Here is a 23,570-nt window from a genome sequence, read left to right as displayed (position 1 = left end):
AACTGACAATCCCTTTGCGTGAATTTGAATAGTTGAATAATAACTCAATAAAACTATCTGCATCATAGCCGTGAAATGTAATTCAGCGGTGAAATAATGTTTAGAAAAGGGTTATCGGCAATCATGTTGATCTGCGCATTATTTTCGGGTCAGTTGATGGCAGGACACAAAGGGCACACCTTTTTATGGGTGAAGAATGTCGACCATCAGCTTCGTCATGAAGCCGACAGCGACGAACTACGCAGCGTGGCAGAAGATTCCGCAGAGGGCTTGCGCGAACACCATCACTGGCAGAAATCCCGCAAACCCGATACTCACTTTCGTTGATTAACTGCCTTTACGTTTTGGCAGGGTTTTCATCAGATCTTCAGGGCTGACAGAGGCAACAATGCTGCCCGGCTGCGGCATTTTGAAGATGTGGTTTTTCATCTTACCAATCACGTGCATCTCGCACGGACGGCAGTCAAATTTCAGGGTCAACACCTCATCCCCGTTCACCAGCTGCATTGGGGTTGCTTTCCAGCTTTTAATATTGCCCTTCGCCTGTTTCGGACACAGGTTAAACGCAAAGCGCAGGCAGTGTTTGGTGATCATCACCGGCACATCGCCCTTCTCTTCGTGCGCTTCATACGCCGCGTCAATCAGTTGCACGCCATAGCGATGATAGAACTCGCGCGCCTTATGGTTGTAGACGTTTGCGAGGAAGGATAAGTGCGATTCAGGATAGACCGGTGCAGGCACAGAAACGGCTTTGCGGCTGCCGCGCGGATAGTTAGCCAGGCGCACCTCGTCGAGCATTTCTGCCGTTTCACGACGGAACTGATTCAGCAGGCTATTTGGTACAAACAGCGCATCCGGCAGGTTCACTTCGATTTTGCGGGCGTAATAAAGGGTTTGCCCCAGCTTCGCCACCCCATCCTTCAGGTTGTTCAGCGCTTTTTCCGCGTTGTTAGCTACCTCGAACTGGCCATCAAGGGTATGGGTCACGCTGACACCATCTTCGCTGGTCATGGTCAGGATCAGCTGTTCTTCCCAGCCGCCCAGCTCAATATCTACCGCAATGCGACGCTCGCTGGAGGTTTTCAGTAACGCCTGCTGCCAGTTGTGATCCAGGTTGCGGTTAAGCGCTGCGTCAGGACGCGCTTTATACAGATCGGCTGGCATCTCATTCGGCCAGACGCGATAACGATTCTCAGCGGTTTTTTCAACTGTGTTGGCGCGAAAACCTACCACTTCACGCTTGATCATCACGTTCAGGCCATCGCCGTTCGCCAGCGGCTCCGTCACTTCCACGTCCAGATGATCTTTTGCCACTTTCAGCACCGTGCCTACCGGCAGACCGACAAACTTCGGCGAATCGAACGCACCGATGTCACCTTTACGGGCATTCACAAAGTAATCGGTGCTGCCGCGGTGGAAGGTTTTATCGGTCGACGGGATAAAGAAGTGCTCTGTACGCCCGGCAGACGCACGCGCCAGGTCACCGCGATCTTCAATAATGGCATCCAGCATCTGACGATAGTGCGCGGTGATGTTTTTCACGTAGCTCATGTCTTTGTAACGCCCTTCAATTTTGAAGGAACGTACACCAGCGTCGATCAGCGCGCCGAGGTTGGCGGTCTGATCGTTATCTTTCATGGAAAGCAGGTGTTTTTCAAAGGCCACTACGCGGCCCTGATCGTCTTTCAGGGTGTACGGCAGACGGCACGCCTGAGAGCAATCGCCACGGTTGGCGCTACGCCCGGTCTGGGCGTGGGAGATATTGCACTGCCCGGAATAGGCAACGCACAGGGCGCCGTGGATAAAGAACTCGATGGTGGCGTCAGTGGCCTGGTGGATATCGCGGATCTGGTTCAGGTTCAGTTCACGCGCCAGCACTATCTGAGAGAAACCGACGTCGGAGAGGAACTTCGCCTTTTCTACGGTGCGGATATCGCACTGGGTACTGGCGTGCAGCTCAATCGGCGGAATATCCAGCTCCAGCACGCCCATGTCCTGCACAATAAGCGCATCAACGCCGGTCTGGTACAGGTCAGTGATCAGACGCTGCGCAGGCTCCAGCTCATCATCATGAAGAATGGTGTTCAGGGTCACGAACACTTTCGCCCCGTAGCGATGGGCGAACGGCACCAGCTCGGCAATATCGCTCAGGCTGTTGCTGGCGTTATGGCGGGCACCGAAGCCAGGGCCACCAATGTAGACGGCATCAGCACCGTGAAGGATCGCTTCACGGGCAATGGCGGCATCACGGGCCGGGCTTAAAAGTTCAAGATGATGGGATTGCAGGCGCATACTTCGTCGTTATCCGTTATGGTCAAAATGGCGGCTATTGTAGTCAGAAGTATGCGTTAGCGAAACAGTTTTGCGTACCTTCAGCGAGGATAATGGATCAGTGAATGAAAGTGCACCGTCAGGGCGCTGCTGTTGCGGTACGCATGGGGTTTATCGCCCGCAAAACGCACGCCAGAATCAGCCTGAATAGTGCGCCACTCGCCGTCGATGTGCATATCAAGCTCGCCGCTTATCACCACCACATGCTCAATGACGCCCGCTTCGTGCGGCGTGGATTCACTTATCGCGCCGGGGGCAAGGGTTATCGAGAAGTGATCGTATCTCAGCGCCTCGTCCCAGGGGAATAACGGTTTAACCACCATCGCCTGCTGCTGCGGATCGAACACCGCTTCCGGGCTGGCCTGCGGGGTAATGAAAACGGAAAACGGGACGTTCAGTCCGGTTGCTATTTTCCAGAGCGTCGAAACCGTAGGGCTGGATTCGTTGCGCTCAATTTGGCCGAGCATCGCTTTTGACACGCCCGTCTCTTCAGCAAGCTTTGACAGGCTCCACCCGCGCGTCTGGCGCAGGTTTTTCAGTGTGGATGCAAGATGTTGCGTAATGTCCATAAATCCTCCTGTTGGCGCAAAGTGTACCACTTGTACGCTATAGCGCACAGTGTTACATTGCTTCGGACGCTATAACGCACAATGGAGTTTTTATGCGCAGTTCAACGCCTCTCTTTCCCGCGATTCTGGCCGGATTTGTTGCCGTGCTGGTGGGCTATGCCAGTTCAGCGGCGATTATCTGGCAGGCAGCCGCCGCCGCAGGGGCAAACGCCGGGCAGATTGCTGGCTGGATGACCGCTCTCGGCCTTGGGATGGGTGTCAGCACGCTTGCGCTCTCCTGCTGGTATAAAGCGCCGGTGCTTACCGCCTGGTCCACGCCGGGTGCCGCACTGCTGGCCACCAGCCTGCACGGTGTAACTCTGGCAGAAACGATCGGCATTTTTATTTTTGCCAACGCGCTCATTCTGCTATGCGGGCTGACCGGGCTGTTTGCCCGCCTGATGAAGCTTATTCCGCACTCCCTTGCGGCGGCTATGCTGGCTGGGGTATTGCTGCGCTTCGGCCTTCAGGCCTTCAGCCATCTCGACGGTCATTTTCTGTTGTGCGGCAGTATGCTGGCGGCGTGGCTAATTGCCAAAGCGTTTGCGCCGCGCTACGCCATTGTGGCCACCCTGTTGGTTGGCGGGGCCGTTGCCTGGGCTGGTGGTGACGTTGTCACGGATAAAATCACCCTTTCGGTTGTTATGCCGCAATTTATCGCCCCCACATTTACCTTTACCAGTCTGGTCAGCATCGGATTGCCGTTTTTCCTGGTGACCATGGCCTCGCAAAACGCCCCCGGTTTTGCCACCATGAAAGCCTCCGGTTATCCGCTGGCGGTGTCGCCACTCATCATCGTTACCGGCGGAATTGCCTTACTGTTTTCACCGTTCGGGGTCTATTCGATCTGCATCGCTGCAATCACCGCGGCCATTTGCCAGAGTCCTGATGCACACCCGGATGCCGGTAAACGCTGGATTGCCGCCGCCGCTGCGGGCATTTTTTACCTTCTGGCGGGCGTGTTTGGCGGCTCCATCACCGGGCTGATGGCCGCCCTGCCGCTGAGCTGGATCCAGACGCTGGCCGGGCTGGCGCTGCTGGGCACCATCAGCGGAAGTTTGTATCAGGCATTGAATAACGAAGCGGAGCGTGACGCGGCGATTGTCACTTTCCTGATGACCGCCAGCGGCGTAACAATACTGGGCATTGGTTCTGCGTTCTGGGGATTGATTGCTGGCGGGCTTTGCTACACCGTTTTACTACGCGCTCGCCGCACGTAACTGGGATGGCGTTACGCCCATTACGCTGCGAAAACGGTTACTGAAATGGCTGGCAGAGTTAAAGCCGCAGGCAAGCGCGATGTCGGTCAGCGGCTGGCTGGTGTGGGTGACCAGCACTCTGGCTTTTTCCATCCGGCGCTGCATCACATACTGATGCGGCGCTTGCTGCATTGACTGGCGGAACATGCGGGCAAAATGGTACTCACTTAACGCGGCCTGTGCGGCCAGTTCAGCCAGCGTCAGCGGTTGCGCGAGGTTTTCTTCAATAAATGCCAGAACGTTTCGCAGTACAAATGGCGACAATCCCCCTGTCACCACCGGCAGTTTCCACTGCACGTTGGCGTAGTTTTGCAGCAGATGCGTCAGCAACATCGTTGATGCTGTGCTCAGGGTGAGCTGATTGGCTTTTTGTTGCCAGTCGCAGCCGAGCAAAAACTGGCGATACAGCGCGGTAATTTTCGGGTCGCTGCCAAAGATTTTTTCATCAAGCGTCAGGGATACCGGGCGCTTATCCCAGATCTTCTCGCCGATATCGCGCAAATGTTCATCGGTACAGTAAAGATGGACAAACGACAAGTCATCGCGGATATCCCAGGTGGACTCACTCTCTTTGGGCATCAGACAGAAACGGTCCGGGCCGCCGCCATTTTTCCAGCCACCCGGTGTTTTTTGATAACTCTCGTAGCCGTCAGCCACGTACAGGCTGAGGGTATGGTGATCGCTCTTAACGGTTATGGTGTCGTGCTTGTTGTACCACGCCGCCAGCTGAATACCGGAGTTGAGCGCAACCGTTTCCCGGAGCACCGCGTTCTGCTGGCGTAGCGTTTCAAAGGTTTCGTAAGCGTGGGACATAACCATTAACACTTCATTAATCAGAGTATCAGTCTAAGAATTGTTGCCCCCCGTTGCCAGTGCCCTGACGATAAAAAAGCGCAAGAATTTGCAAGTCCACCGCAAGCGGGTGAAAGCGTGCGGGGCTTCCAGCCGCCACACTGAGGGTTTTCGCGGTTTGAGAAGAGAGAGAACATGAACGCACTGTTATACGGGCTGGTGGTGGTTATCTGGGGAACTACCTGGATTGCGATTTTTCTGCAACAAGGGCCTGTCGCGGCTCCCGTGTCCATTTTTTGGCGCTTTGCCGTTGCCTGCGCCATTATGATGGTTGTCTTAGTTGCCCTGCGTCGTCTGCGCAAACTGTCATTGCGGGACCATCTTTTTTGCATCATTCAGGGCTGCTGCGTGTTCTGCTTCAACTTCTGGTGTTTTTACACCGCGGCGGCACACATTAACACCGGGCTGGAATCAGTGATTTTCAGCATGGCGGTACTGTATAACGCCATCAACAGCTTTATCTTCTTCGGCCAGCGACCACCGGCACGCTTCTGGACGGCAGCAGCACTGGGGTTAATCGGCATTATCACCCTCTTCTGGGACGATCTGCTGGCAAGCGGCTGGAGCGCCTCATTACTGACGGGAATTGGCCTTTCCGCACTGGGCACTTACGGGTTCTCACTGGGAAATATGATCAGTTTGCGCCACCAGCGCAACGGGCTGGAAACCATGACCACCAACGCTTGGGCAATGCTCTACGGGACGCTGGTCATGGGCTGTATTGCCCTGATCCGGGGAGACAGCTTTGCACCTGAGTGGACGGTGAGCTATATCGGTGCCCTGCTTTATCTGGCGCTGTTTGGTTCGGTGATTGCGTTTGGCGCTTATTTCACCCTGGTGGGTCGCATTGGCGCAGGAAAAGCGGCTTACAGCACGCTCCTGTTCCCGCTGGTTGCGTTGTCTATCTCAACCGTTTACGAAGGCTACGTGTGGCATATTAATGGGATTATTGGGCTGTTGCTGATTCTGGGGGGAAATATGGTGATGTTTACCAGGCCGGAAACCTGGTTCAGACGTCTGCGTACGGCATAAAAAAACGGCCTGCTTAATGCAGGCCGTCATCAGAATTATTTCGCGGTTTTTTTCACATCAAACATAGTGGCATCCGTTGCCATGTCATCAACAACCTGCTTCAGCGTTGCAAACGTCATTGGCGTGCTTTCGTTATTCAGCTCTTTACCTTCGCCTTTACGAACCACTTTAATGACGGGTTTACCGGTTTTCGCATCAATCAGCTCACCTTCAAAGTACAGGTGGGTATCCATTGTACGGTGGCCTGTTGCCATCTGCGTACCCGCTACGACCAGCGCAACAGGGACCACTTCATAGAACTGCAACCCTTCTTTCTTGGAGCTAACCCCGGTCACCGCCCCACGGAAGATCAGGCTGCGTGGGCCAGGTGTAGTAACGATTGGCTTACGCTGCCCAATCGCCGTTTTCATTTTGTTGTTGGTGTAACTCAGCAGCTCATCCAGCGTTTTTTGACCAATCTGCGTGGTTGGTTTTGGAACCGGATAATAAGTAATCGGATTCCAGACGATATTGTCATAATTCGCTTCGTTGTAAGACGGGTCAACCCAACGCAGGGTTGGTTTGCCTGTCGCAGACGTTGTTTCTTTTAAGCCAGAATAGTCTTTTAAAAAACCGGAGTATTGTTCAGGAGCGGCGACTTTTGAAGAGCAACCCGCCAACGCCAACAGACCAGTAAGCACTGCAACCCTAAAGAAAGTTTGAGTACGCATGATGATATTCCATGTTATCTGCAAGTATGCATTTGAAGTTATAGCAAAAGATTGGCAAGAGTGTGGTGGGAAAAAATGTTGTTGAGAGCACAAATTGAAAAAAACTGCCCGAAGGGCTTCGGGCAGTGAAAAATTACTGGTTAATATCGACTTGCCAGAAGAGATGCTTACCAAACGGGTCGATTTCGTAGCCTGTCACTTCTTTGCGTACCGGCTCGAAAATCGTGGAATGCGCAATCATTACCGCGGGCATTTGATCGTGCATCATCTGCTGCGCTTCTTTGTATAACGCCACACGTTTATCGTGATCGGTTATCGATTTGGCCTCAGCAATAATTTTATCAAACGGCTTATAACACCATTTTGCGGAATTCGACCCGCCATTGGCGGAGGTACAGGTAAACAGCGGACCAAAGAAGTTATCAGGATCGCCCGTTGCTGTCGTCCAGCCCATCAACGCCGCCTGATGTTCACCCCCCTTCACGCGCTTGAGGTATTCACCCCATTCGTAGGTGACAATTTTGGTCTGCACGCCAATTTTCGCCCAGTCCGCCTGAATCATCTCAGCCATACGCTTAGCGTTCGGGTTATACGGGCGCTGTACCGGCATCGCCCACAAATCAATGCTGATACCGTTGGCAAACCCGGCCTCTTTGAGCAGGGCTTTAGCTTTTTCAGGAGCGTAGTCGTAATCCTTTAGCTCGCTGTCCGCACTCCACACGCCCGGCGGTAACAGGTTTTTCGCGGCGGTTCCGGTACCGTGGAACACGGCATCGATAATCGCCGGTTTGTTGATGGCCATCGCCAGCGCCTGACGCACCTTCACGTTATCAAGCGGCGGCTTCTGGGTATTAAACGCCAGGAATCCGGTGTTCAGCCCTGCCTTGCTCATCAGGTTAATGTCTTTGTTGGCCTTCATTCGCGGCAGATCGGCCGGGTTCGGGAACGGCATTACCTGACACTCGTTTTTCTCGATTTTAGCAAAACGTACCGAGGCATCTGGCGTAATGGTAAACACCAGACGATCGAGTTTCGATTTACCCTGCCAGTATTCCGGGAATGCGGTAAACAGAATACGCGAATCCTTCTGATACTGCGCCAGCCGGAACGGTCCGGTGCCTATCGGCTCCATATCCACCTTCTCTGGCGTTCCTGCTTTGAGCATCGCATCGGCATATTCAGCCGACAGGATCGAGGCAAAATACCAGGCCAGGTCGGCCACAAACGGGGCTTCCGGGTGCGCCAGGGTAAAGCGCACCGTATGGTCATCCACCCTGTCGATGGCGGTGATCAGGCTGCCAAACTCCAGGCTTTCGAAGTTGGAATAACTGCCGTTAGAGACATTGTGATAAGGGTGATTGACGTCTTTCTGGCGCATGAACGAGAAAATCACGTCATCGGCGTTAAAGTCACGCGTTGGCGTAAAGGACTTGTTGCTCTGGAACTTAACCCCTTTGCGCAGATGGAAGGTATAGACCTTACCGTCTTCACTCACATCCCAGCTTTCTGCCAGGCTCGGTACCAGCTCGGTTGTGCCGGGTTTAAAATCCACCAGGCGGTTATAAACCGGTACGGCGCTGGCATCCACGCTGGTGCCAGACGTATACAGCTGAGGATTGAAGTTCTCCGGCGATCCTTCGGAGCAATACACCAGCGTTTTCGCACTAACGGCGGAACTGGCCGTCAGCGCGGTAAGCGCCAGCGTTAACATGGTGAGTTTGCTTTTCATCTTTTTTCCTGTCTTTTTAATTCGACGGCTAATTAATTCTTTTGCCATTTCATAAATAACATTAAAGTGACATTGCAAACACCTGATAATACAAAATAAGAAGGAATCACTATGGCTTCAGAACTCTCCAGACAATTAACCCATCGTTTTTTCCGCTATCTCGCCATCACCAGCCAAAGCGACCCTAAAGTCAAAACGCTCCCCTCCACACAGGGGCAGCACGACATGGCGCGTGAACTGGCGAAAGAGCTGGCACAGCTGGGTTTAGAGGATATCGTCATCGATGAGTTCGCGACCGTCACCGCGGTAAAAAAAGGCAATGTGGCAGGCGCGCCGCGTATTGGTTTTATTACGCATATCGACACCGTCGACGTGGGATTATCACCGGATATTCATCCACAAATATTAACGTTTACCGGAGAAGACCTCTGTCTGAATAAAGAGAAAGACATCTGGTTACGTGTCCAGGAGCACCCGGAAATTCTGTCTTACCCCAATGAAGAGATTATTTTCAGCGATGGAACCAGTGTATTAGGCGCAGATAATAAATCTGCGGTCACCGTGGTGATGACGGTGCTGGAAAATCTGAAAGCGGAACATCAGCATGGCGATATCGTGGTGGCGTTTGTGCCGGATGAAGAGATCGGTCTGAATGGTGCCAAAGCGCTGGATCTTAAACGTTTCGACGTCGACTTTGCCTGGACCATCGACTGCTGTGAAATTGGTGAAATTATTTACGAGAACTTCAACGCCGCGGCGGCAGAAATCCGCTTTACCGGCGTCACCGCGCATCCGATGTCTGCCAAAGGCGTGCTGGTAAATCCGTTACTGATGGCCACCGACTTCATCAGCCATTTCGACCGTCAGCAAACGCCGGAATGCACCGAAGGCCGTGAAGGCTATATCTGGTTTAACGGCATTCAGGCCGGGCAAAATGAGGCGGTACTTAAAGCTAACATTCGCGATTTTGATAAAGACAACTTTGCCGCACGTAAGCAGCAGATTGCCGATGTGGTGGCAGTGATTGCCGCACAGCACCCCACCGCGAAAGTGGAATACCGTATTGAGGATACCTACAGCAATATCAGCAATGCGATTGGCGAAGACCGCCGTGCCATTGACCTGATGTTTGAAGCGATGGAGTCCCTCGGGATCACGCCAAAACCGACACCAATGCGTGGGGGCACAGACGGCGCGGCGCTCTCTGCAAAAGGACTGCTCACCCCGAACTTCTTCACCGGCGCTCATAACTTCCACTCGAAGTTTGAGTTTTTACCGTTGTCGTCGTTCGAGGCGTCTTACAAAACAGCCCTGCAAATCTGTCTGCTGGCTGCCCGTTAAGCAGGTTTACGCGCCAGCATGGTGGCAAAACGCAGCTTGATGCGATTACCGTTGGCGTCGGTTCGGTGCAGTTCACCCACCTCTTCGTTGTATTTGAGCAACTCCCAGCCTTCATAGTAGTTGCTCAGTTCACCGCTTTTGAACGCGAACGGGAAACCAACGGTACACGGATAATCGGCGGTATCCATGGCAGCAACAATCAGGTTATAACCGCCCGGTTTAGTGCTGCGCTGCATATTGGCGATAAGACCAGGGATGGTTTTCGCTTCCAGGAACATCAGCACCACGGTTGAGAGAATAAAATCGTACTCGCCGTCAAAGCTCAGGCTGTTGAGGTCTTTGATTGCCGCCTGCAAATTGACGATCCCTTCCGCCGCTTTGATGCGTTCGATATTGTCGATGCTCATTGGGTTTTTATCCCACGCCGTCACATCGTAGCCGTTGGCAGCAAGATAAAGGCTGTTACGGCCATTTCCGCAGCCCAGATCCAGGGTTTTACCCGGCTTAACGATATCTGCGCTGTACAGCACTTCTGAGTGCGTGCGGGTCAGACCATATTTATCGGTGAAGTAGTTCTCATCAACAGTCATTGTTTTTCCTCAGGAAGCATAAGCAGTGCTTTATCAGTGCGCACCAGAAGTTTGCCCTGCATTAGCAAGATAAACGTACGAACCAACAGCATCGCAATGATAATATTAGTAAAAATAAACAGCGGGACAGCAATCGCGTGGAAGAAGCCCGACGGGCTGCTCTGCCCCAGATGTAATCCGGTGGTCGCCAGCGCCGAAACGCCGAACGAGAAGCTCCAGAAAGAGGCATTAAACGGCTGCGACAAATACCACGGCATCAGGCGCAGCATAAACAGCAGTTGCAACAGCCCGTAGCCAAACAGCATTTTAGCGAAGGTATCGGCTTCCCCACCGTTCACGCTAAACCAGGCACTACAGGCCACCAGCGCCGGGGCCAGCTGAATACCGAGTGAGGTTCGCAGCGCGGAGGGTAACTCCCCGGCGCTGCGCAGACGTTGCAGGATAACCGGCTCCAGGCTGAGCCATGAAAACACCCCCGCCCCCAGGAACACCAAACCGGCATCGGTAAACCCAAGCGCACCGCAGGCCATTGCGCTGATAAAATTGTTGGCCACCGTCGGCAGGTAGAGTCCTGGCGTTGTAGCCTCTTCAGGGTGTTTACCCCGCCATAAACCGGCGCTCTGCCAGGCTGAGTAGCTCAGCTGCATCACCACGCCGACGCCGAACAGCACCAGCGAAATGGGGCGAAACCAGGGAACAAAACCAATTGATACCAGCATGGTGGTTGCCGGAAACAGGCTCACAAAACTGCTCATCACCGGGTGACGCATCTCCGTCAGTACGCTGTGCGGAAAACGAATGGCGCGGGTAATAAATGCCAGCGTCAGCAAAAACCAGATACATACCGCCAGCCCGACCAGAATATCGCCCGGCCAGCGCGTCACTGGCCACTGGGTGCTGGCATAGCGCCAGGCAAACCCCATACCAATCGTCCCCAGCACCATACCGAAGTAACCCGAGGGTAAGTTAAGGACCTGTTGAGCTGTGTAACTTTTACGCATTTATTTTAAATTATAAAATGTATTTTAAATGCCATTTTATGAGGTTTCAGCAGTAAGCGCCAGCATTTCGAAAAGACTAAACTTTGCTACGTTTAGTTAAGACGCATATCAGGGATATTACGATGAAAAAGTATCGGCTTGGCGACGAAATCCGCCTCTGGCACTGGCAAAACGGCGAGAGCAAAACCACAACCCCCCTGCGGCAGATTATCGCGACCACTGATTTTAACGATATCGTCAGCGGGACAAAAGGCGGATGGGTCGAAGATGAGAGCGCGCTCGCCCACGAAGGCAACTGCTGGATCTACGACGAAAACAGCGTGGTATTTGCCCGCGCCAGCGTGCTCGGCAATGCGCGGATAACCCAGCCCTGTGTGATAAGCCATAATGCCTGGATTGGCGGCGACTGCTGGGTGGATGGCGCGCAAATCAGCCATGGCGCCCGCATAAGTGACAACGTCACCATACAGCGTTCTGATATTCGCGGCGAATGCCACATTTTTGGTAATGCCCGCGTCCTTCATCACAGCCAGGTCATTGCGGCAAAAGGGTTAACCCCCGACAACGATCAGATTTTACAGATTTACGGCAACGCCACCGTGAGCCAGTCCCGGGTGGTTCATCAGGCACAAATCTACGGAGACGCGCTGGTAAACTATGCCTTCATTGAGCACCGCGCCGAGGTGTTTGAAAACGCCATTCTGGAAGGCAATGACCTGAATAACGTCTGGGTGTGCGACTGTGCAAAAGTGTACGGCAATGCCCGCCTGATTGCCGGGAAAGACGACGATGCCATCCCCACGCTGCGTTACAGCTCACAGGTGGCGGAAAATGCCGTCATCGAAGGCAACTGCGTAATAAAACATCATGTGCTTATCGGCGGCCAGGCCTGGCTACGGGGCGGGCCGATCATGATTGACGACAAAGTGGTTATCCAGGGACGTGCCCGCATCAGCGGAGATGTGCTGATCGAGCATCGAATAGAGATTACCGATGACGCCGTGATCGAAGCCTTTGCCGGGGAAAACATCCATCTGCGCGGGGAAAAGGTGATCAACGGCAATCAGCGGATTACCCGCACACCCCTGCTGGGCGCGCTATAGCGAAAAGAGTCTGGCGTAGCTGTTTACATCGTCAAAGCGGCCGTTCAGGTATTCCGCCTCCCGAAGGCAGCCTTCAAGCGTAAAGCCATTTCGCACCGCAACCTTATTGCTGTTGGCATTGTCTACCCGGCACTTGAGCACAAAGCGACGGACTTCACCCTGGCTAACGTAATAGTGCATAAACGCCTGTAACGCCCGGAAAATAATCCCCTGCTTCTGGTGATGTTCATCCAGCCAGTAACCGATGTAGCCCGTTTTGTTGGCCGGCTCGATGGCATTAAACGACAGCACGCCCACCAGAATATCGTCCTGAAAAATAAGAAACATTTTGGCGTAACCACGTGCGTGCAGCATCTGGTTGCTCTGCACGTTACGGCGGGTGTCCTCTTCAGTCCCCACGTGCTGCGCCCAGTCGAAAGCTGTTTGCAGGAAGGCTTTATTTTTGATGACGAGATTATGCAGCTCGGCGGTGTAGCGCTCTTCGACAGCACGAAGCTCGATGTGTTGTGATACGGGGATGATTTCAGATGTCATAATACCTCATGTTAACGCATTTTATTCTTCAAACAATCATGCCTTTTCACCTTGCTAAGCTTTGTTATCCTGATGGCTTCTTGCTCAAGTGCATAAAGATTTGCCGAGCAAATCTTAAAATAGTCATTACCCGTGAACGGCTCAGGGTGAGTGTAACTACGTTCATTATTTACTGAATAACAATCGGCAGAATGCAGACAAGTTGAGTTTTCAGGATCCAGTTTATCGCTTACTTCACTTCTTTTAAGCAGATTTAAAACATAGCCTTCAGGGTTGGCATCCAGCCAGTTTTTATATTGCACTTCGCTGTGCAAAAGTTCTTCACTGTGAAATCGTACAACGGAGGCATTACGTTCAGTAATATATTTCATTGCAGCCAGTAGATAGGAGGCTTTGAACGTCACATCCTGATAGTCTTTCGCTAACAAACTTTCAGTTTCTTCAAAGCGCTCCACAAATGCTGCAACTTCTTTCGGATCGATACGGCTGGTATTATCTTTTCCATTTCGGACAAACAGCTTTTGCTCTTCAGTGTAGAGTGTGAAAGGGACATTCCTTGATCCAGTGAACAGCTCGACGGGTTGGGAAAAATACTCCAACATTAAATGATAGAAATCTTTATAAGCCATGGTTATGTCTCCCTCACCGTTTTAATATTCGTGAAATGCGTGGCTGTTTTGTTGCTCATCTTAAACGACTTCAGACTTATCTTCAGGGAAGCAACGGAACGAATCCTGCCATTCGCCTTTTACCAAACCACCTGATTCAAGGTCAAAGGGCACACACCATAGAGATAAATCTTCATCGAAACGGAACACCGGCAATGGCGTAGCAAAGTACTGATGACGCGGATAAATCAGCATCATATTGCCTTTCCCATGAAGATACTTTTGCCCATAGGCGAACATCTGATACAGGTCCGGTTGACTGATTTCATACTTCCTCAGACTATCATCAGCTCTGCTATCTAATAGTTTCCATTTGGCATCCATCACCACCGTCTGCCTGCCGGTGATAAGAAAGTCAGGTTTAAGCATGAACCATCGTTGAGATGACTTTTCGCCAGCAGGAACATGTTCTAACAGGTACTGGCTCTTCGTCTGCTCAATAAGCTGGTAATCGTGATGTAACGCTCCAGCCAGACCGTATCCAACCCAGCCCTCATATAACTTCTCCATAGGGAACAACAAAGAAATTCCCTGATGCGAGCCATATTGAAAATCTGGATTCATCTGTTCAAGAATAAGCTGGCACCAGGGTTTTATGGCGCGATAGCCAAAGAGATATTTACCGTCACTCCACTGCCTCATTGATTGTGTTGTACTGCCGGAGATCGGCACTATGCCATCCAGTTGGTGGCTAAGTGAATTTGCCTGCCTCCAGCTCTGCCCTTGTCTGGTCATTTTGAGAGTCCAGTCTAAAGCAGTCCGTAGCAGACGGTTTTCAATACGCTGAGGGGAGAATTCGGCATAGCGCACATGGAAATGAGTGCCTCGGCCCGGAGGCATTCTCATTTGCGCAGTGACATCCAATTGACCACGGATGAACGCACTATGTTCATCCTCAATGAGGTGATAATCAAAACGCAGTCCTTTACGAACTAAATCAGCAAGATGTCGCAGGAACTCACTGATTATCCATTCATGAAGAGGTTGGTCACTGCGTTGTAATACCGCCTGGCTCGCCTCACGAGGTGTAATTCCGGTAGAGGCGCTTAGCATTCGGCGTAAAAGCTGACGCAGTGGGACTATCTCAACTGGAACGTCAAGAGTGGTTTTTGGCAGAATTTCAATTGACTCGCCAGTCGGGGATTGCAGATAACCAACATAACTTCCCAAACGCAAAAATCGCCGCCCTTCCCGGCTGAGAATTTGAGAGGTTCCACTCCACTGTTGTTGCAATTGCTCAAGCCAGGAAAATGTTGCTTCAGAGACAATTCCCAAATCCATGCTGGCAGGTTGAACGTTATCACTGGTAAGCAGAGCATATTCCCGGACCTGAATCATCATGCCACAATACCCTGATAAGCTTCTGCCGACACGAAAGCATCTTCATTGATACGAAAACGCCTGTCAGACAAACTATCTGCAATATCTTTTGGGAATAACGCAGAAAATGACGGTAATTGTGCTGACTGTTGCAACAGGATAAAACGGTTTTCTTTCGCTTTCACAGAATCATTAAGCACCCAACCGATACGCTCATAATCATCAAAGAAATACTCTCTCAGCAATGGAATGATTTTGTCCTGGAAGATGCTGGCAAGACAGGCTTCGCGGTCGGCGTTACTTTCTAATTTTTTTAGTGGCATGAAGTAAGCGTGGCCAATCATATGCTCACTGTCCAGCAACGCTTCGATACGCTGATTAATGCGCGTTAACAACGTTTCGACATCAACGCCAAACGCAGTGACCCCAGCTAACAGTTCCGGTCGCGCAGGCATTTCGGTAAAGCTAAAGCGTCGTCTTAGCGCCAGGTCCATTTGTATCAGGGATTTATCCGCAGTATTCATCGTCCCAATGACATAAACATTCCCGGGCACCGAAAACAGCTGTTTAGAATAAGGCAGGACTAAGGAGCGGGCATCTTCGGCTCCCGATCGTTTATCGGATTCCAACAGAGTAATCAATTCACCAAAGATACGGGCAATATTCCCCCTGTTTATCTCATCGATAATGAGCACGTGCGGCAATGCTTGATTATCACTTGTTTCAACCGGGGCCAATAGCTGAGACAATTTCGCCCTATCAATTGAAGTATCCCTCAATTCATATAACGTCATCTGTGAAAGAGATTTTAAAAAAAGTTGCTCTTTCGGTAAGCTCGGTGAATAGGTTCGTAACCAGTTGACCTTACGCATTTGATGAAAGCCAACGCGTTCATCATTCGGCAGATATTGATAATCCCCGGCGATCTCGGCAATGGCCCTGAACTTATGATTACCATCAGAAATAATAACCAGATCACCATTGCGCATGATGTTTTTAAACATATTGACCGCAGTCAACATGTATTCACTTCTCTCAACCTGGCCTTCATTCGATTCGTCTATGCGTAATCGGACATCCGCAGGCGTCGCGCAGCCACTAAAATCAAGATTATCGCCCCACCCCAAAAGAATATAATTGTTCGCAAGGCACTCATCGAAAATATAATCTTCACCGTCAAGCGTATTTCCAAGAGACATTTTCCAAATCCGTCTCCCATTCAAAGACAATGACTGGATTGAACTACCACTCGTTTTAACTTCAGCATTCAGGCACAGCTGTTTAAAAATACCATCCATAACTTCATAGCGAAGCGTACCCGAGCTTTCATCAGTCGTCGCACGAATGCCCTCGATAAAGTCCTCATACGAGAAACTCTGATGGAAAGTGGTAAACATAATGCGCTGCTTTTCTACCAACGCCTTATAGCGTTCTTTTACCAACGCCCGTAACTCACTGCCATGATGTTCCCGCGTAGCCTGTTGATACCACGCATTATCCGCAATTTTGACTGCCATTTCGGTCGTCGTGTAGGTTTTACCTGTGCCTGGTGGTCCAAAGAGAATCTGGTTTAAGGGATACATTAACGATTGCTCCTTGTTTTCGTTGTCTCTTTTTAGTCCAGGTTGGGCGTTCGAAGAGGGTTGACCTCCCAACAAAACCACCAGAGCCTGTAGCGCTTCGACTGATTCAACATCAGCCGCATAACCATACTGGGACGTACCATTATCTTTCGGGTAACGGCGGTAGCTGGTGCTTTTTACTTTTTCCCAAAGGCAGTGGATACCCTCAAGGCGATCAATTTCCGTTTTTAAGGCAAGGGTGTCTGGTGCAAGAACCAATGGGCTCTTGTTAACAACGCTGTCCCGACTGCGTTTGACATACAGATACTTTCCATTCCCGAGCGGATGCTCGGATGCATAGCTTGGCTCGAATTTTCCATCCTCAAGCCGGTAACCCAGTTCATTCAACGCATGGTATATCTGGAGCGAATTCAGCATTTCCTACACCACTCCTTGATGAAAAAGCAGCACAAATGCGAACATATACAAAATCATGATTTAAGACTGTTAATCGCCCGGCAGCGTTACGCTTACCGGGCGCAGTTCAGCTCGACTAGCGCATTACCCGGTCGTCAACGTAATTACGTTTATCCGGTGCTGGCGGGAAGTACTGGTAGAGCCAGGTTTCGCTGATGGCATCGCCCTGGCAACGCAGGAACATCCGCATATCCACCGGCTCCGTTGAGTCAGACGTCGGATACCAGTCAAACAGGATGCGATAGCCATCGAACGGCTCAACGTAGAGGATCTCAATCTGCTTTGCTTCACCGTTTGAAAGCGTAATCACAGGCTCAATCCCCTTCGGCGCCGCGGCTTTCAAATCACCACCGACAAAATCAATGGCAAAGCGACGCGCCCAGGTTTTCGGGTAGTTTTCACCCGGTGCCCAGCCTTCAGGGAACCCACCCATACCGGTGCGGGTCGCGAAGACGTTGGCCAGCGGCGAGCGCACCGGAGGCTGTGCGCTCCAGTACAGGCGATATTTGAAGTCCAGCTCATCGCCCGCTTCTACTGGTTTTTCGGGCTGCCAGAAGCAGACCACGTTATCCAGTGTTTCACCGGTTGTCGGGATCTCCATCAGGCCAACCGCGCCCTTACCCCAGTTGTTACGCGGCTCTACCCACAGGCTCGGGCGTTTGTTATACCAGCCCATGATGTCCTGATAGTGCGAGAAATCGCGATCAAGCTGGAGCAAGCCGAACCCTTTCGGGTTTTTATCCATGTAGGCATTGAACTGCAATTTCTGCGGGTTATTCAGCGGACGGCAGATCCATTCGCCATTGCCCCGCCACATCGCCAGACGGTCGGAGTCATGGATTTGCGGGTGAATGGTGTCACACATGCGACGTTCGTTATTCCCGCAGCTGAACATACTGGTCATCGGGGCGATGCCAAGCTGTTTGATGTCTTTACGCGCATAGAGGTGATTTTCGACGTCCATGATCACCTGGCTTTTCTCGCAGTGGATCACAAACTTGTAGGCACCGGTAACGCTTGGGCTGTCCAGCAACGTATAGACGGTAAAGGTGGTATCGCCAGGCTTGACGGTTTCAAACCAGAACGAGGTGAAATCCGGGAACTCTTCCGGCGTATCCGTAAAGGTATCCACCGCCAGACCACGGGCAGAAAGACCGTACTGATAGGTGTCGTCAACCGCGCGGAAATAGCTCGCGCCGAGGAACGAAACGATATCGCGGCGTGCCAGCTCTGGTGCTTTAAACGCGCGGAAGCCCGCAAAACCGAGATCGCTCTGCCCTTGCAGCTGTTTGGTGTCGACGTCCGTCTCGTTGTAGCTAAACAGTTCCGGGCGGAAGTGGATCTCACGCGCCTGAGAAGTGGACGGATCCAGCGAGAACATGCGCACACGGCGGCGGAAACCCATCCCCATATGGAAGAACTGCACGTCGAGCTGACGGCCTTCAATGTTATTCCACAGCGACTGCTTTTCATCGTAGCGAATGGCGTTGTAGGCCTGCGGAGTCATGGTCGCCAGCGTTTCCGGCAGCGGACGCGGTGCTCCCCCCCACGGGTTTTTTGCCAGGTCATGCGCCATGGATTGCAGTACGGAGTAGTCAAAACGTCGGCTCTGACCATCAGCAATGTCAGAGTCAGCAGCGAATGCCGCCTTAGAAAACAGTGAAGCAAGGCCTGATGTGCCGCTCAGGGCAGCCATTGCCAGCGAACCTTTTAAAAAACGTCTGCGATTCATGCCTGGAAAAACGTCCTTATGGTCGTGTGAATGTGTTTCGCGCTCGGCGAAATGACGGCAAGAAAGAACGCACAGCCTAAACAAAAACGGTTAAGAATCCAATTGTTGCCGGGTGATTATATGAGCAAAGTGAGAAATATTTTCTGTCGACCAGAACAGCCCGAAAAAGGCGTAAAGAAAGGTAACGTCACTGGACACACAAGGCGGCTGGTCTGAGGGGTTAAAGAGTGGCAGGAAGAAAAATGCCCCGGCAGGACATCGACAGCCGGGGCAAAGCGAGGCGGTTATTTTACGCTGACATCGATACCCGGGAAGTACTTATCAGCGAGTTTAGCGATCGTGCCATCGGCACGTACTTTATCAATCGCGGCATTAAGCTGCTTCTGGGTGGCCTCATCCCCCTTACGCAATCCAAAACCGATACCACTGCCCAGAATAGTGTCGTCAGACACCGGTTTGCCGATAAAGCCAAACCCTTTCCCCTGGGGCTTGCTCAGGAAACCTGCCTGCCCGGCCGCTGACATGACTAACGAGGCATCGATACGGCCGTTCAGCAAGTCTCCCCAGGCCATGTTCTGATCTTTATAAGACACCACGGTGACACCCTGCTTTTCCCAGTGCTCTTTGGCGTAGGTTTCCTGGATAGAACCCTGCAACACCCCGATGGTTTTACCTTTCAGCCCTTCAGGCGTAGCTTCTACCGCCGTGCCCGCTTTTCCCACCAGCTGTGACGGAATGCGGTAAATCGGCTGTGTAAAATCAATGCTCTTGCGGCGTTGTTCGGTGATGTTCATCGCAGAGTTGATAGCATCAAATTTCTTCGCCACCAGGCCCGGGATCAACGCATCAAACGAAGTTTCAACCCAGGTACATTTCAGCGCTGCCGCTTTACAGATGGCATTACCCAGCTCAACGTCAAACCCTTCCAGTTCGCCTGAAGCATTGCGGCTTTCAAACGGCGGATACTCTGCTTCCAGCCCGTAACGCAACTCTGTGGCGGCAAAAGAAGAGAACGTACACAGCAATCCCATGCCGACAACTAACGCGCGTAATTTCATGTAAAACTCCTTAGCGTGGTTTAACCCGACACAGGGCCTGGGCACCTGCCCGTAACGTTGCCTCATCTTTCGCAAAAGAGAGACGGATCAATTTATTATCTGTGCCATCAGCATAAAACGCCGACAGCGGAATGGTTGCAACACCGCACTCGGTAATCAACCGCTTCACCATGTCACTGTCGCTTTCATCACTAAAATGGCTGTAATCGGCCAGCAGGAAGAATGAACCGGCGCTTGGCAGCAAGCGGAACGGTGATTCTGCAAGCAGCGATTGCAGCAGGTCGCGTTTGCGCTGATAAAACGCGGCCAGCGATAGCCAGGTTTGCGGATCGGTCATGTGTTCTGCAAACGCGTGCTGCATTGGGGTATCGGCAGAAAACATTAAAAATTGATGGACCTTGCAGATCTCTTCCATCAGCATCGCCGGTGCAACACAGTAACCGACGCGCCATCCGGTGACGTGATAGGTTTTTCCGAAGGATGAGATAATGACGCTACGCTCCGCCAGCTGCGGGTGTGTGGCCATGCCGTGATGCGGTTCGCCATCAAAGACGACGTGTTCGTACACTTCGTCAGACAAAATAATGATATCGGTATTACGTGTGACCGCCGCCAGCTGTTGCAGGTCGTTTGCAGAGAAGACCTGCCCGCTCGGATTATGCGGGGTGTTAACGATGATCATCCGCGTTTTCGGGGTGATGGCAGCACGCACTTCATCCCAGTTCACGGCAAAATCAGGTACCGTCAGTTTGATGGCAACAGGGGTCGCGCCCTGCAAACGTACGATAGGCGCGTAGCTATCAAACGACGGCTCAAAGTAGATAACCTCATCTCCCGGATGCACCAGGCCGCTTATCGCCGAATAGAGCCCTTCGCTGGCGCTGGCCGTGACCAGCACTTCGCTGCCGGGATCATATTGCGTGCCGTAAAGCGTGGCGATTTTTTCGGCAATCCGCTCTTTCAGCGTCTGAAGGCCGGTCATCGCCGCATACTGGTTATGGCCGGCTTCCATGGCACGGGTGACACCGGCGACCAGTTTAGGGTCACAGGAAAAATTCGGTGCGCCCTGAGAAAGGTTGATGGCGTTATGTTGTGCAGATAGCTGGCCAATAACGGTAAAAATCGTGGTGCCAACATCGGGCAGTTTGGACCGGGTTTGCACCGGAGTTCTCAAAGTCATCATCTTTCCCTTCTCATAAAGATTGCATAACTATTCAAACAATAAGTCGGTTGTGGCGACAAACGAATTGTTGTCATAATAGCCATGAGAAAAATGCATACCTGAGGTGGTTTATGTCGCGCCGTTCCTTCCCGCTTAATGCCGTTGACGCATTTTTAAAAACGGCACGTCATCTGAATCTTACCCATGCGGCAAAAGAACTCTGCCTGACCCAGGGTGCGGTAAGCCGTAAAATTGCGTCACTTGAGGCATGGTTCGGCTTTCCGCTTTTTGAGCGTCACGCCCGCGGGTTGCGGCTTTCCCCCCAGGGCAGCGCCCTGCTTCCCGAGCTGCAATCCGCCTTTGAGCATCTGCTGACCGTCGCTGAGCAGGCACGCGCACAGCAAACCGTGGTGCGGCTGAAAGCGCCAACCTGCGCAATGCGCTGGCTGATCCCGCGTTTGTTACAGGTCGAGCGCGAGCAGCCCGAACTGCAAATCGCGCTCACCACCACCACCGATCACAATGTCAATTTCAAAACCGAATCCTACGATGCTGCCATTGTTTTCGGCACACACATGAGCGCAGGCGATCTGCTGTTTGAAGAAGCGCTGACGCCGGTTCTCAGCCCATTACGCGCGGGCGCAGAGCTAGAGTCGTTAACCTTCCTGCACCCCACTCGCGACAAAACAGACTGGTCGCTGTGGCTGGCAAAACAGGCGCTGTCCCCCAAAGCCATGCTCAAAAATCAACACTTCGATACGATGGATTTGGCTATCACTGCGGCCATTCAGGGGCTTGGGATCGCCATTGCGGATGAAACGCTGGTGGAAGAGGATATCCGCGCCGGACGGCTGACGCGGCCTTTTGAGACGAGTATTAAAACCGGTGCGAGCTATCGGCTGGTGTTACGCGAATCGCATAGCCAGGATAACGGACTCGCCGCGTTTCGCTCATGCCTGCTCAGTCAAGACTGACGTGGTGCTTCATGACCCGTTTGAAGAGGCTCATGCGGGCACGCATAAAGCGGTTTTCAAGCCTGAATTCTGCATGTTTATTCACTCCAATCCGTAACAACACATCCCGTCCTTTACGGCAGGCAGGCCAGTGGATCGGCCCCTGGAGCGTGTCCCGGCTGCTGCTTGCATGGTGAGCGAAATTCACCCAGTAGTCAGCTACCTGAGCAGAAAACTGCATATCGCGGGAGTTAACATAGTGTCGGGATGGCTCGACCTGCCCCAGCGTGTCGAACACGTAAGGCACTTCGTTACCATGCCAGGCACCGTTGATATAGGTGCCGTGTTCCGCTTCGGCAACGTAGTCAAACCAGTACCGCCAGCACGGAGCACCTACACGCTGCTGCGCCTGCATCACCACAAACCCCATGGTGGTAAATGCCATATCACGGCAGACCTGTCTGCCCAGCTCCTCGTCCCCTTTGACGCCCGGATACAGCAGTTTTATTAATCCCAGACCAAACCGGCGTTCACGGCGCAGCTTCTGAATTTGCCCGGCAAGGTCGACGCCAAACACCGCCATGACGCTTGCTTCATCGCTGTTTGAGCCAATCATCACCGGAACCGGATGCTGACGAGCGGCAAAGAACACATCGAGCATTGCTTCCGGAAGCACACAATCGCCCACAACAGGCGCCGGGGCGATATTCAGCGGCGAGGTCAGCGGCCAGAACGCTTCGGGGGGAATGGCGCGCAGCTGTTCCGCCGTCGCATTTTCAAAACCGAAATGGGCCGCCAGAGCTTCGCCTTTTTGCAGCGCCTGCGCGCGCGGCGTGTCCGGTAAGGTGTAGCCGCTCTGCACAATCGCTTTATGGAAAAGCCCGCCAGCCAGCGGAGAGGCCAGCAGCGACAGCACGCTACGCGCGCCGGCAGATTCGCCAAACAGGGTTATCGAATTCGGATCGCCGCCAAAAGCCGCAATGTTGTCCCGCACCCAGTTCAGAGCGGCAATCTGATCCAGCAGGGCAAAATTGTGCACAACCTGTTCCTCTTCCCCGGCAAGGGCCGGATGGGCGAAGAAACCCAGATGCCCAAGGCGATAATTGAGGGTCACCACCACCACATCACGCCTGGCCAGCGCTTTACCGTTATAGGGCGGAAGCCCGCCTGCGCCAATGGTAAAACCACCGCCATGCAGCCAGACCATCACCGGCAGCGGTCTGGTACGCGCAACCGGCGACCAGACATTAAGATAGAGACAATCTTCGGAGAACTGACCCGGATCGCCACCACCCAGCTCCTGACAATACTCGCTGTTTTGCCAGCTTGATGCCGAAAACGCCGTAGCAGAGCGCAGCCCTTCCCAGGCTGCGGGCGGTTGTGGGGAACGCCAGCGCCACGCGCCCACAGGCGGAGCGGCGTAAGGAATTCCGCTCCACACGTGTACATCATCATCGGTAAAACCAGCGAGTGCGCCCTGGCGCGTTTCAACCACAGGGGCGGAGGGATTTTGCATACTAACCTTCTTTTTCCGTCACACCCCCGCAG

At 52.6% G+C, this 23,570-nt stretch carries 21 protein-coding genes; 6 read left to right on the top strand and 15 right to left on the bottom strand.

Features of this window, described 5'->3' with window-relative positions:
• Nucleotides 1-96: 96 nt before the first annotated feature.
• A complete protein-coding gene (locus N1249_RS10790) occupies nt 97-327 on the top strand; it encodes a DUF2554 family protein (RefSeq protein WP_182061070.1) in 231 nt (76 codons plus the stop codon).
• On the opposite strand, the gene N1249_RS10785 is transcribed toward N1249_RS10790, so the two are convergent.
• Both N1249_RS10785 and N1249_RS10780 read right to left on the bottom strand, forming a co-directional pair.
• A complete protein-coding gene (locus tag N1249_RS10785; protein WP_259837657.1) occupies nt 328-2,292 on the bottom strand; it encodes a U32 family peptidase in 1,965 nt (654 codons plus the stop codon).
• An 80-nt stretch (nt 2,293-2,372) separates the two neighbouring features.
• On the bottom strand, nt 2,373-2,900 hold the full coding sequence (locus N1249_RS10780) for a helix-turn-helix domain-containing protein (RefSeq protein WP_259837655.1): 528 nt from the start codon (nt 2,898-2,900) through the stop codon (nt 2,373-2,375).
• Between the two features lie 92 nt (nt 2,901-2,992).
• Here N1249_RS10780 and N1249_RS10775 point away from each other — a divergent pair, with 92 nt between their 5' ends.
• Entirely contained in the window at nt 2,993-4,159 is a 1,167-nt protein-coding gene (locus N1249_RS10775) for a benzoate/H(+) symporter BenE family transporter (RefSeq protein ID WP_259837653.1), read from the top strand.
• On the opposite strand, the gene N1249_RS10770 is transcribed toward N1249_RS10775, so the two are convergent.
• The gene (locus N1249_RS10770; RefSeq protein ID WP_259838079.1) at nt 4,139-5,011 is read right to left on the bottom strand and encodes a helix-turn-helix transcriptional regulator; all 873 of its coding nucleotides are present in this window, start codon (nt 5,009-5,011) and stop codon (nt 4,139-4,141) included. The two genes, N1249_RS10775 and N1249_RS10770, sit on opposite strands and share 21 nt — an antisense overlap.
• 174 nt (nt 5,012-5,185) lie before the next feature.
• On the opposite strand from N1249_RS10770, the gene N1249_RS10765 reads away from it, so the two are divergent.
• A complete protein-coding gene (locus tag N1249_RS10765; protein ID WP_259837651.1) occupies nt 5,186-6,082 on the top strand; it encodes a DMT family transporter in 897 nt (298 codons plus the stop codon).
• A 35-nt stretch (nt 6,083-6,117) separates the two neighbouring features.
• Here the strand turns inward: N1249_RS10765 and N1249_RS10760 are convergent, their stop codons facing one another.
• Both N1249_RS10760 and N1249_RS10755 read right to left on the bottom strand, forming a co-directional pair.
• The gene (locus N1249_RS10760; RefSeq protein ID WP_259837649.1) at nt 6,118-6,792 is read right to left on the bottom strand and encodes a DUF3313 domain-containing protein; all 675 of its coding nucleotides are present in this window, start codon (nt 6,790-6,792) and stop codon (nt 6,118-6,120) included.
• A 133-nt stretch (nt 6,793-6,925) separates the two neighbouring features.
• Nucleotides 6,926-8,521 carry an ABC transporter substrate-binding protein gene (locus N1249_RS10755; RefSeq protein ID WP_259837646.1) on the bottom strand — a complete coding sequence of 532 codons (1,596 nt, stop codon included), beginning with the start codon at nt 8,519-8,521 and terminating at the stop codon, nt 6,926-6,928.
• A gap of 111 nt (nt 8,522-8,632) precedes the next feature.
• Here N1249_RS10755 and pepT point away from each other — a divergent pair, with 111 nt between their 5' ends.
• Entirely contained in the window at nt 8,633-9,862 is a 1,230-nt protein-coding gene (gene pepT, locus N1249_RS10750; protein WP_259837644.1) for a peptidase T, read from the top strand.
• Here pepT and tehB read toward each other — a convergent pair.
• Both tehB and tehA read right to left on the bottom strand, forming a co-directional pair.
• The gene (tehB, locus tag N1249_RS10745) at nt 9,859-10,452 is read right to left on the bottom strand and encodes a tellurite resistance methyltransferase TehB (protein ID WP_259837641.1); all 594 of its coding nucleotides are present in this window, start codon (nt 10,450-10,452) and stop codon (nt 9,859-9,861) included. The two genes, pepT and tehB, sit on opposite strands and share 4 nt — an antisense overlap.
• Complete coding sequence (gene tehA / locus N1249_RS10740) at nt 10,449-11,453, bottom strand: dicarboxylate transporter/tellurite-resistance protein TehA (protein ID WP_259837639.1); 1,005 nt, start codon at nt 11,451-11,453, stop codon at nt 10,449-10,451. The genes tehB and tehA overlap by 4 nt, the downstream gene beginning before the upstream one ends.
• 122 nt (nt 11,454-11,575) lie before the next feature.
• On the opposite strand from tehA, the gene ydcK reads away from it, so the two are divergent.
• Complete coding sequence (gene ydcK / locus N1249_RS10735) at nt 11,576-12,556, top strand: YdcK family protein (protein ID WP_259837637.1); 981 nt, start codon at nt 11,576-11,578, stop codon at nt 12,554-12,556.
• Here the strand turns inward: ydcK and rimL are convergent.
• The 7 genes from rimL to N1249_RS10700 all read right to left on the bottom strand — a co-directional run bounded on the left by rimL (nt 12,551) and on the right by N1249_RS10700 (nt 21,087).
• Entirely contained in the window at nt 12,551-13,090 is a 540-nt protein-coding gene (rimL, locus tag N1249_RS10730) for a 50S ribosomal protein L7/L12-serine acetyltransferase (RefSeq protein ID WP_259837635.1), read from the bottom strand. The two genes, ydcK and rimL, sit on opposite strands and share 6 nt — an antisense overlap.
• 11 nt (nt 13,091-13,101) lie before the next feature.
• On the bottom strand, nt 13,102-13,719 hold the full coding sequence (locus N1249_RS10725) for a hypothetical protein (protein WP_259837633.1): 618 nt from the start codon (nt 13,717-13,719) through the stop codon (nt 13,102-13,104).
• Between the two features lie 60 nt (nt 13,720-13,779).
• The gene (locus N1249_RS10720) at nt 13,780-15,099 is read right to left on the bottom strand and encodes an McrC family protein (RefSeq protein ID WP_259837631.1); all 1,320 of its coding nucleotides are present in this window, start codon (nt 15,097-15,099) and stop codon (nt 13,780-13,782) included.
• Nucleotides 15,096-17,078 (bottom strand): AAA family ATPase, encoded by a 1,983-nt coding sequence (locus N1249_RS10715; protein ID WP_259837629.1) that lies wholly within the window; start codon nt 17,076-17,078, stop codon nt 15,096-15,098. The genes N1249_RS10720 and N1249_RS10715 overlap by 4 nt, the downstream gene beginning before the upstream one ends.
• A gap of 115 nt (nt 17,079-17,193) precedes the next feature.
• A complete protein-coding gene (locus N1249_RS10710; protein ID WP_259837627.1) occupies nt 17,194-18,849 on the bottom strand; it encodes a glucan biosynthesis protein D in 1,656 nt (551 codons plus the stop codon).
• Nucleotides 18,850-19,133: 284 nt separating this feature from the next.
• Nucleotides 19,134-19,907, bottom strand: coding sequence for an ABC transporter substrate-binding protein (locus N1249_RS10705; RefSeq protein ID WP_182061057.1), 774 nt, complete (start codon nt 19,905-19,907; stop codon nt 19,134-19,136).
• A 10-nt stretch (nt 19,908-19,917) separates the two neighbouring features.
• Complete coding sequence (locus tag N1249_RS10700) at nt 19,918-21,087, bottom strand: pyridoxal phosphate-dependent aminotransferase (protein ID WP_259838077.1); 1,170 nt, start codon at nt 21,085-21,087, stop codon at nt 19,918-19,920.
• A gap of 113 nt (nt 21,088-21,200) precedes the next feature.
• Here N1249_RS10700 and N1249_RS10695 point away from each other — a divergent pair, with 113 nt between their 5' ends.
• Nucleotides 21,201-22,043: a LysR family transcriptional regulator gene (locus tag N1249_RS10695; protein WP_217188583.1), complete on the top strand. Its 843-nt coding sequence runs from the start codon at nt 21,201-21,203 to the stop codon at nt 22,041-22,043.
• Here the strand turns inward: N1249_RS10695 and N1249_RS10690 are convergent.
• Nucleotides 22,030-23,538, bottom strand: a complete 1,509-nt coding sequence (locus N1249_RS10690) for a carboxylesterase/lipase family protein (RefSeq protein ID WP_259837624.1) — start codon at nt 23,536-23,538, stop codon at nt 22,030-22,032. The two genes, N1249_RS10695 and N1249_RS10690, sit on opposite strands and share 14 nt — an antisense overlap.
• Between the last annotated feature and the right edge of the window lie 32 nt (nt 23,539-23,570).

The organism is Enterobacter sp. CP102 (genome assembly GCF_025152625.1).
GTDB lineage: Bacteria > Pseudomonadota > Gammaproteobacteria > Enterobacterales > Enterobacteriaceae > Enterobacter > Enterobacter soli.
The sequence above is the reverse complement of the archived record's forward strand: the minus strand, read 5'-3'. Positions and strand labels throughout refer to the sequence as shown.

Coding starts and splice junctions, on each gene's coding strand:
- N1249_RS10720 (WP_259837631.1), bottom strand. CDS start 15,099: ATGATGATTCAGGTCCGGGAATATGCTCTGCTTACCAGTGATAACGTT.
- N1249_RS10760 (WP_259837649.1), bottom strand. CDS start 6,792: ATGCGTACTCAAACTTTCTTTAGGGTTGCAGTGCTTACTGGTCTGTTG.
- N1249_RS10780 (WP_259837655.1), bottom strand. CDS start 2,900: ATGGACATTACGCAACATCTTGCATCCACACTGAAAAACCTGCGCCAG.
- rimL (WP_259837635.1), bottom strand. CDS start 13,090: ATGACATCTGAAATCATCCCCGTATCACAACACATCGAGCTTCGTGCT.
- N1249_RS10695 (WP_217188583.1), top strand. CDS start 21,201: ATGTCGCGCCGTTCCTTCCCGCTTAATGCCGTTGACGCATTTTTAAAA.
- pepT (WP_259837644.1), top strand. CDS start 8,633: ATGGCTTCAGAACTCTCCAGACAATTAACCCATCGTTTTTTCCGCTAT.
- N1249_RS10770 (WP_259838079.1), bottom strand. CDS start 5,011: ATGTCCCACGCTTACGAAACCTTTGAAACGCTACGCCAGCAGAACGCG.
- N1249_RS10755 (WP_259837646.1), bottom strand. CDS start 8,521: ATGAAAAGCAAACTCACCATGTTAACGCTGGCGCTTACCGCGCTGACG.
- tehA (WP_259837639.1), bottom strand. CDS start 11,453: ATGCGTAAAAGTTACACAGCTCAACAGGTCCTTAACTTACCCTCGGGT.
- N1249_RS10725 (WP_259837633.1), bottom strand. CDS start 13,719: ATGGCTTATAAAGATTTCTATCATTTAATGTTGGAGTATTTTTCCCAA.
- N1249_RS10710 (WP_259837627.1), bottom strand. CDS start 18,849: ATGAATCGCAGACGTTTTTTAAAAGGTTCGCTGGCAATGGCTGCCCTG.
- N1249_RS10775 (WP_259837653.1), top strand. CDS start 2,993: ATGCGCAGTTCAACGCCTCTCTTTCCCGCGATTCTGGCCGGATTTGTT.
- N1249_RS10785 (WP_259837657.1), bottom strand. CDS start 2,292: ATGCGCCTGCAATCCCATCATCTTGAACTTTTAAGCCCGGCCCGTGAT.
- N1249_RS10715 (WP_259837629.1), bottom strand. CDS start 17,078: ATGCTGAATTCGCTCCAGATATACCATGCGTTGAATGAACTGGGTTAC.
- N1249_RS10765 (WP_259837651.1), top strand. CDS start 5,186: ATGAACGCACTGTTATACGGGCTGGTGGTGGTTATCTGGGGAACTACC.
- N1249_RS10705 (WP_182061057.1), bottom strand. CDS start 19,907: ATGAAATTACGCGCGTTAGTTGTCGGCATGGGATTGCTGTGTACGTTC.
- ydcK (WP_259837637.1), top strand. CDS start 11,576: ATGAAAAAGTATCGGCTTGGCGACGAAATCCGCCTCTGGCACTGGCAA.
- N1249_RS10690 (WP_259837624.1), bottom strand. CDS start 23,538: ATGCAAAATCCCTCCGCCCCTGTGGTTGAAACGCGCCAGGGCGCACTC.
- N1249_RS10700 (WP_259838077.1), bottom strand. CDS start 21,087: ATGACTTTGAGAACTCCGGTGCAAACCCGGTCCAAACTGCCCGATGTT.
- N1249_RS10790 (WP_182061070.1), top strand. CDS start 97: ATGTTTAGAAAAGGGTTATCGGCAATCATGTTGATCTGCGCATTATTT.
- tehB (WP_259837641.1), bottom strand. CDS start 10,452: ATGACTGTTGATGAGAACTACTTCACCGATAAATATGGTCTGACCCGC.